6 protein-coding genes are annotated in these 6000 nt (G+C 57.3%); 2 read left to right on the top strand and 4 right to left on the bottom strand.

The window, feature by feature from the left end; translation table 11 throughout:
• Positions 1-152: 152 nt before the first annotated feature.
• From VNZ60_RS20020 to VNZ60_RS20010, 3 genes are read right to left on the bottom strand one after another with little or no spacing between them, the layout of a single operon-like run.
• Positions 153-890, bottom strand: coding sequence for a helix-turn-helix transcriptional regulator (locus VNZ60_RS20020; protein WP_325662279.1), 738 nt, complete (start codon positions 888-890; stop codon positions 153-155).
• 19 nt (positions 891-909) lie between these two features.
• Positions 910-1920, bottom strand: a complete 1011-nt coding sequence (locus VNZ60_RS20015; RefSeq protein ID WP_325662277.1) for a response regulator — start codon at positions 1918-1920, stop codon at positions 910-912.
• A gap of 53 nt (positions 1921-1973) precedes the next feature.
• Positions 1974-3299: a sensor histidine kinase gene (locus VNZ60_RS20010; protein WP_325662275.1), complete on the bottom strand. Its 1326-nt coding sequence runs from the start codon at positions 3297-3299 to the stop codon at positions 1974-1976.
• A 172-nt stretch (positions 3300-3471) separates the two neighbouring features.
• Between VNZ60_RS20010 and cqsA the strand changes: the two genes are divergently transcribed.
• Positions 3472-4719, top strand: coding sequence for an alpha-hydroxyketone-type quorum-sensing autoinducer synthase (gene cqsA, locus VNZ60_RS20005; protein ID WP_325662273.1), 1248 nt, complete (start codon positions 3472-3474; stop codon positions 4717-4719).
• Positions 4720-4821: 102 nt separating this feature from the next.
• On the opposite strand, the gene VNZ60_RS20000 is transcribed toward cqsA, so the two are convergent.
• The gene (locus tag VNZ60_RS20000; RefSeq protein ID WP_325394467.1) at positions 4822-5247 is read right to left on the bottom strand and encodes a winged helix-turn-helix transcriptional regulator; all 426 of its coding nucleotides are present in this window, start codon (positions 5245-5247) and stop codon (positions 4822-4824) included.
• A gap of 122 nt (positions 5248-5369) precedes the next feature.
• Here VNZ60_RS20000 and VNZ60_RS19995 point away from each other — a divergent pair, with 122 nt between their 5' ends.
• Entirely contained in the window at positions 5370-5978 is a 609-nt protein-coding gene (locus tag VNZ60_RS19995) for an NAD(P)-dependent oxidoreductase (RefSeq protein WP_325662271.1), read from the top strand.
• Positions 5979-6000: the final 22 nt, after the last annotated feature.

Here is a 6000-nt window from a genome sequence, read left to right as displayed (position 1 = left end):
AAAAAAGCGGTCATCGGGGCCGTCATGCACAAAATGACGCATCTTATTTACGGGGTGGTCCGTACTGGCAAGCCCTTCGATCCAAATTATTTAACCAACGGGCTTGCTATTCAAGACGGTATCTGACCCCAGATGACTCTTGCCGTGGTGTTCTAGTTATTGGGCTTGATGATACCCATCATGACCGCTCTGCTGATGGCGTGGCGGGTGCTGTAGACACCCAGTTTCATCGCCACGTTCTTCATATGGAAATACACGGTACGCTGGGAAATTCCCAGGATCAATCCGATTTCGCTACTGGTCTTGCCGTCGGCGCTCCAGCGCAGGCATTCAAGTTCGCGCACCGATAACATCGGCTCCTGATTTGGCGTGGCCTTACGCCACAATAGTTCGGCGGCTTCCTGCAAATGGACGGCAAGCAGCAGGGCGTCGGCTTGGGCACTGGTGGACAGCGCAGCCTGGCGCGCCGCATTGCTATAGAAATCGAGACGGCTCACCGCGTGCTTGCTGTGCACCGCCAGGCTCATGCCTTGCGTGATGCCGATGGTTTTCAACAAGGGATAGATCTGCCCGCCGTGCAGCAGGCACAGTTGCTCAACCTGCCAGTTCAGCGGCAGACAAGAGCGTGCCAGATGCTGTCGGACCGGATCGGCCTTGTCGTCTGCCGGCAGGCTGAATTGCTGCAGTATCGCGCTTGGCAGGCTGCCGAACAGCTGCACCTGAGACGCACCGTTGACACTGGTGATCTCCATCTGCAACATGAAATCGCAAATGCCCAGCGGCGTCAGCAGACGCTGCATGCAGGCGCGTAATTGTTCCCAATCGGGCACCTGCACTACCTGGAGCAGATCGGGAGTGGACAATCGAGGAGCGGTTTCGCTTCGCAGCATGGGATTTTTCCGGGTTCGATTATTTTATATCGGCAGATTGATCGCGCAAAAAATCCGCCAATGAATAAAAGGGTTCACGCAAATAATGCGTAGGGAAATCAAATAAGGCCCAGTAGTAATCTTGTGTTCCGAAACAGATCTGAGCCGGCAGACAGTATGATAGCCAATCGTGGCGCAACGCGTCGGTATACATGCCGCCGCTGTCGGAAAAGAAAGGAACCAGTCGCATTTCGCGCAAACCGGTCAGCAATTCCAGCGGCGCACCGTAATCCTGCGCCACTTCCAGCTGCGACATCAGACTGGCCTCGGTTTCCACCACCATCAGCGTCGGCTTGCCTTGCATGTCAAAGAACAGGATGCCGGTCGGGTTAGGAAACAGATAGTACTCGACGAAGCCGTGCCGTTTGCACAACTGATCGACCAGCGCTTCCATTGCCGGGTCAGACAGGAAAGTAAAGGAATGGCGCGAAAGTAAATCCTTGAGCGTCAGCGACTGGGCGTGGAAGAATTCTTTTTGCAGGCTGCCAATTTCAAGCTCCAGATGATCGAGCGCGTCGTGATCGCCTTTCTTGATGAAGCGATCGATCAGGCCGCGATTGAAGGCGTCGATCGCGATCTTTTCGTCGGCCTGGCCGGTAAACAGAATTTTCTTGCAAGGCAGATCCTGCACCGCCTGGCAAAATGCCAGGCCGTTCATTTGCGGCATGGCGTAGTCGATCACCAGCACCGACGGCAGCAGGAAACGCCGGCGATTCATGGATTGCCGGTAAATCTGATCGATATCGACCGCCACCGTGCGCCGCTCGAACGAGAACGTCTGCTCGTCATAGTTGACCCGGATCGACTGGCTTTTGCTGGGCGAATGCCGATAGGCGTCACGCAGCCACTCCAGCGCGGCGTGGGTATCGTGGAACACTTTGCGCGCCATGTGCGGCGGCAACTGGAAAGCCAGGCTGTCCAGGAAACTCTGGCTATCGTCGATCAGGATAGTCAAGGTCGGATGTTGATAAACCGGTAATGAAATATTCATAGTGAGGCGTTGCCGGCGCAAGGATGATGTTTGCGCTTGATAGGGAAAGACTGTTAATTTAACAGAGAGCGCACCTCTGCTGCTTTTTGTTGCACTACAGGTGGAAACTCCAGCACAAAAATGGTGTAGCCAAGCGGTCGTGAAACCACGCGTATGTGGGCGCCCCAGGCTTCCAGCACCTCGGTGCAAAAAGCCAGTCCGATGCCGGTGCCGTTATGTTCGGGATAGGCATAAAAGCGCTCGAAAATGTGCGTTGCGCGGCTCGCTTCAATGCCGCAGCCGGTATCGATAAACAACAACCTGGGCCGGGCTCGGGCGCCGTCCACCAGGATCCGGATGCGGCCCTTGCCGACGCGCTGGATCGAGGTCAGCGCGTTGCGCAAGAGATTGATCAAAACCATCGAACACAATTCGACTTGCCCCAGAAAACGAAAATCGGAGCGGATCGTGACCGCAACCAGCGCGCGCTGTTCCTGGTTGACGAACGGATAGCGGTGCATCATCAGTTCCACCGCTGCCGTCATCGACACGATGTCCTTCGGTATCAGATTTTCCCTGCTGGTGGAGGCGCTCAGCAGGAACAGGTCGATCACGTTGTTCATGTGCCGGACTTCAAATTCGATCCGGGCCAATGCTTTTTCCATCGGCACCTGGTTTGGCGCTGCCGGAGTGGAGCCTTCCTGTAGCAGACGGCTCAAGCCGCGCGCATTGGCGTTAATGCTGCGCAAGGGCGTGCGCAGTTCGTGCGACACCGTCGCTAGCGCGGTAGCCATGCCAGCCAGTTTTTCTTGCGCCAGGACTTTCCTGCTGACCTTGGCGATCGATACCGTGACAATCGCAAAAATCTGGATCGGCCATTGTTCCAGCGCTTGAAAGCTGGGCGCGATGATGCCGCCGTGGAGTATTACGTACGCCAGATAGGCCAGCGCTGTCCCCATGAGGTAGGAGAGGAAAGCCAGCGTGGTGTCAAAGTGAAACAGGATGATGACTGCTATCAGCAATGATTGGCCCCAGACCGGGGAACCATCGTTCATCAAAAACATGAACGTGAAGAAAAATGGCGCAACATAGGTCAGACCGATAAAAAAATAAACGGTCAGCCATTTTTTGGGAATCAGGTGCCGGATGAAGATGGCGGGCAGACAAATCAGCACACCAAAAATGCGCAAGGGGAGATTTTCGTATGGTTGCGGAAACCAGTACGCCCACACGACGTAGTACAGCGGCATGCCTACGATGGCGACCCACGCCAGCACCATCAAACGCTCGACGGAGTTGTTGTACTGCCTATAAAAGCGAGTCCACCACGTGCCTATGGCGTTGCGCCAGGCTGGCCAGCGCTGGCTCAGTCGGCTCCAATTGCTAGTGTGCTCAGTCATGGGAGGTCAAATATTAGCCTATTATTAATATTGCTGCGCTGCGTTTAGTTGAGGGGCCGGCCGATTGCCGCGCTTTCTCAACGATTCGCTCAGCCCGGCTCCAGATTCCAGACAGGTGAGCCCTGGCTACTCTGTCTGGCATGTCAACAGAGTAGTGTCTTGGGAGAAAATTATGCCACTAACTACAAGCTACCATGCTGAATTAACTTCAGCAGCGGAGCAACGGATGCCCGCCTTCGTATCGACACGGATGGACGAGCATTATATTGATCGCATCGAAAGATTGCTGGGCGGCGAACACCTGCATAAATGGTGTCCCCCCGGTCCGGATGCGGTTTACCTGTCCAGCAACGATTATCTATGCATTGCGGCAGAACCGGCCCTGATTGAGGCCCAGGTAGCGCGCCTGAAGCAGGGTGACGTGGATTTGTTGATGTCGCAGGTGTTTTTGCAGGAAGGCAGTCCTCAGCACCGGCTCGAACAAAGGTTGGCGCGCTTCATGGAATCGGAAGACGGCCTGATCACGCAATCCGGCTGGGCCGGCAATGTCGGTTTGATGCAAAGCATTGCCGGTCCTGGCGTGCCGGTGTATCTGGACATGCAAGCCCATGCATCGCTGTGGGAAGGCGTGAATTCCGGGCAGGCGCGCCCGGTGCCGTTTCTGCACAACGAGATCGAGCATCTGCGGCGGCAGGTGCTCAAGCATGGCGCCGGAGTCATTGTGGTAGATGCGGTCTACAGTACCAATGGCAGCGTTTGCCCGTTGCCTGAAGTGCTGGCGATAGCCGAGCAGAGCGGCTGTATTCTGGTGGTGGATGAATCGCACTCGCTTGGCACGCACGGACCGGGAGGAGCCGGCCTGGTAGCACAAATGGGCTTGTCCGGACGCGTGCATTTTCGTACCGCATCGTTGGCCAAGGCGTTTGGCGGGCGGGCTGGATTCATTACCTGCTCCAGCAAGTTCAAAGGCTATTTCCTGTCGGCCTCGCGTCCCGCCATCTTCAGTTCCTGCTTGCTGGGACATGAGCTAGCCTGGTTCGATGCAGCGCTCGATTTCATTCGCAACGCCGACGAGCGACGGCTTGCCTTGCATCGCAATGCACGCCGCATACGCGATGGCTTGAGCGATCTAGGCTACAACGTCAGCGATGGCACCGAACAAATCATCGCGCTGGAAGCCGGAACCGAGCCGATGACGCTGGTCTTGCGCAAGGCGCTACAGGCGCAGGGTATTTTCGGTGCGGTTTTCTGCGCCCCGGCGACGCCCAAAAACCGTTCGCTGGTGCGGCTGACGCTTAATTCCGGCTTGACCGAAGTAGAGATTCAGCGGGTCTTGCAGGCATGCGCGGCGATTCGTGAAGAAGTGCATCTGGCCAGCTGGTCTTCCAGCCGCCGTAGGGCTGCGGCGACTATTAGCTGATTTTTGCTGCATATTTGCGGCTTATTCGCCGCGTTACCGATCTTGCCCGAAGGCTTGCAAGCTTCGGGCAAGATTCAGTTGCCAGCACTCATTTTCTAGCATTCATTTTCCAGCAACATCGTATTGCCGCCGCGCGCCGCGGATCACGGTCTGATGGCTGCCGGCCCAGTCGGCTAGCACCTTGAGCGGCAAACACAGCGAGCGCCCCGTCTCGGTCAATGCGTACTCGACCTGCGGCGGCGTGCTCGGAATCACGGTGCGCGACACCAGTCCGTCGCGCTCCAGGTGGCGCAGGGTTACGGTCAGCATGCGTTGCGAAATGCCGTCAACCTGACGCCGCAATTGATTGAAGCGGCCGGGGCCTGGTTCCAGCGTGGTGATGACCAGCACGCTCCAGGCGTCGCCGATACGGTCCAGCACATCGCGGATCGGGCAGGGCAGGTCTTCGCGGGCGCTCGGCCGCCCTCTGCTGCGTGTCAGCACTGCGGCGGGCTGGATCGCGGTTACCTGGGTGTTCCTATCATTCATCAAAGTGCCTTCTTGCGCATAAGTTTCAAATAATTATACTGGCTGTCTGAATGTAAGTTACTTTAAATAACTACCACGGCTGCCGCGTCCCAGGCGCGAGCCATCACTGAAAGGAAATCATCATGAAGCTTGCCATCATTGGCGTGACCGGCCGCGCCGGTTCCCGGATTGCCGCCGAAGCATTGCGTCGCGGCCATAGCGTTACCGGGATCGCCCGTTCGACAGCGCAGGCGGCGCCCGCCGGCGTCGACCTGCAGCAGGGCGACGCCACCCAGCCCGAGCAACTGGCTGCCTTGATTCGCGGCCACGATGCGGTGGTCAGTTCGGCGCGCTTTAGCGTACTGAAAGCGGCGCCTCTGTTGCAAGCGCTCAAGAGCGCCGGGGTCAAGCGTTTGCTGGTGGTCGGCGGCGCAGCCAGCCTGGAACTGGCGCCTGGAGTGATTCTGCTGGACAGCCCGGATTTCCCGGCCGAATACAAGGTTGAAGCGGTGCCGGGCAAACAATTCCTCGACGATTTGCGCGCAGAAACGTCGGTGGACTGGACTTTCCTGTCACCGCCGGCCATGTTCGCACCGGGCGAGCGCACCGGCAAATTCCGTGTCGGCCAGAATCAACTGCTGTCGGATGACAAAGGGCAGAGCCAGATTTCGATGGAAGATTATGCGATCGCCTTGCTGGACGAGATCGAACAGCCGAAGCATCTGCGCCAGCGCTTTACCGTAGCGTACTAACCCAGCATATTATTGGCGGCGC

It is taken from the genome of Collimonas sp., assembly GCF_035566375.1.
Taxonomy (GTDB): Bacteria; Pseudomonadota; Gammaproteobacteria; order Burkholderiales; family Burkholderiaceae_D; genus Collimonas.
This window is presented reverse-complemented; position numbering and strand designations above follow the sequence as displayed.